The sequence below is a fragment of the Desulfosporosinus cupriresistens genome, from assembly GCF_001707885.1.
In the GTDB taxonomy this organism is placed as follows: domain Bacteria; phylum Bacillota; class Desulfitobacteriia; order Desulfitobacteriales; family Desulfitobacteriaceae; genus Desulfosporosinus.
Genome location: NZ_MASS01000120.1, coordinates 1 through 2,048 on the forward strand (window position 1 = coordinate 1; position 2,048 = coordinate 2,048).

A 2,048-nucleotide genomic window follows, 5' to 3' on the forward strand; every position below is an offset into this window, starting at 1 on the left:
TCGTCCATGATCTTTTGCAGACGGAACATGTATTGCTTAGGAATGATATAGTTCGGATTGACATTCTCGTCTGTGGAGAAGTCTTTGTATTGTTCAAAGAGAGCCAACGGTTGGAAGATGACTTCTTTCATCTTAGCAACCATTTCAGCTGGGATTTCAGTTTGGGTATTGTGTTCCAAGATGTACTTCACTGCGGATTTACCGGCAATACGGCCTTCAGCATGGGTTCCTGAGGAGAACTTATGAGCGCATGCGCCTGTAGCGTCACCTGCTGCAAAGAGTCCTGGTACGGTTGTCATTTGAGCATAACCCCAGAAATAGTCTGTTCCAGCGGACAAGTCTTCTGGACCAGATACCCAAGCGCCTGATGCTCCAGAGTGAGAACTGATGAAGTATGGCTCGGTTGCGTTGATTTCTGAAGGTCTTACTTCAGGCTCAACGTTGGTTGCAGCCCAGAGTAACGCTTGTGAAATCGTCATATCCAAGAAATCTTCCCAAGCTTCATTTTCTAAGGTTTTCATCTTTTTCTTGAAGGCTTTTTCGTCTCCCTCGTATTGTTTGGCCAGATTAGCAATTGCTTCTTCTGTCCTCATCATCAGAGGTCCTTTGCCTTCTTTGATTTCCAATAAGCCGAGATGGTTACGCAGGTTAGCTGGTTGTGGTATAGCAGCGCCATACTTACCCCAGTTCAACAATTCATCTTTTCGTGTTTGCATGTAGTTTTCGCCTGCAGCATTGGTTGCCCGTGATTTGAAGAGTAAGAACCATGCTCCAACTGGACCGTAAGCGTCTTTAAAACGAATCGGCACAAACCGTACTTCTTGACAGGTCATTTCGGCTCCTGCCTTCATCGTGAAGTACGCTGAAGATCCTGTGGAGAACGGAGGATACCATGAACGTCCACAACCTTCACCAGTGGATTTCGGTTTGAAGACTCCAACCGTACCACCCATGGCGCACATTACAGCCTTAGCTTTGAACACATAGTATTTGTTTTCACGGACACTGAAGCCTACTGCTCCTACGCATTTTCCATCAATGATTAATGGTTCGGTGATGAAAACACGTTCGTAGATGTTTTCGTCTCCTAATGCATTCTTCGCTGCTTCTGCAACGATAACTTTATAGGATTCTCCACTGATCATCAGTTGCCAACGGCCTTCATGCACATAATTACCGTCGTCATCTTTCCAGAGTGGAAGACCCCATTGTTCAAACAGATGAACAGAACTGTCTACGTGTCGAGCAATGTTAGCGACTAAGTCATCACGGGCTACCCCCATGAGGTCGTATTTTACATATTTGATGTAATCTTCTACAGTGTTTTTACCTTCTGCAAGTCCAACATACAGGTTGATAGCTGACAATCCCATTCCGACTGCCCCAGAACGTGGCATTGACGCTTTGTCTACTAAGGTTACCTTAACTCCATGTTTCTTGCCCCAATATGACGCTTCTACAGCTGCGCCGCAGGCTCCCATTCCTCCTCCAATGATGAGAAGATCGGTTGTTACTTCTACTGTTTCAAAGTTCATTGGCATTTATATTAACCTCCTTATTCATTTCCCATATTTCGAGCTTATTTCTTAAATGTCCAAATTGGCATTTTCATGGAAGCAGGTTCAGTGAACAATTCGATGCTGTTGATGTCTGTCGTCACTTCGTAATTGCCGCCTGGTACTGCCGATCCTTCTTCTGTTGTACGAATCGGGAATTTGAAGCGTTTGGTCATTCCATTACGGAATTTTACGGTCCACATAATGCTGTCAGATCCACGAAGAGGTGTTACCGATGCGCCTAGTGGTACGAAGTCTGCATACCCTCTCAGGTCCATTGCTTGTTGTGGGCAAGCCTTTACACAGCACAGACATTCCCAACAAGCCCATGGATCAAGGTTGGTCGCTTTCATTCTTTCTTTGTCTAAGGCCATCAGGTCATTTGGGCATGCATACATGCAAGCCGTCTTGTCTTGCCCTTTACATCCATCACACTTTTCTGCAATTACAAAACTCGGCATAACTTTAACCTCCATCATTTATATTATTAAT

The 2,048-nt window shown here is 44.9% G+C and carries 2 protein-coding genes; both read right to left on the bottom strand.

Going from position 1 to position 2,048, the window contains the following annotated elements; all coding sequences use genetic code 11:
* A partial coding sequence (aprA, locus tag DSBG_RS21415) for an adenylyl-sulfate reductase subunit alpha (RefSeq protein WP_068967029.1) occupies window positions 1-1,541 on the bottom strand: 1,541 nt, incomplete at its 3' end.
* Window positions 1,542-1,579: 38 nt separating this feature from the next.
* Complete coding sequence (aprB, locus tag DSBG_RS21420) at window positions 1,580-2,017, bottom strand: adenylyl-sulfate reductase subunit beta (RefSeq protein ID WP_068967031.1); 438 nt, start codon at window positions 2,015-2,017, stop codon at window positions 1,580-1,582.
* Window positions 2,018-2,048: the final 31 nt, after the last annotated feature.

Coding starts and splice junctions, on each gene's coding strand:
- aprB (WP_068967031.1), bottom strand. CDS start 2,017: ATGCCGAGTTTTGTAATTGCAGAAAAGTGTGATGGATGTAAAGGGCAA.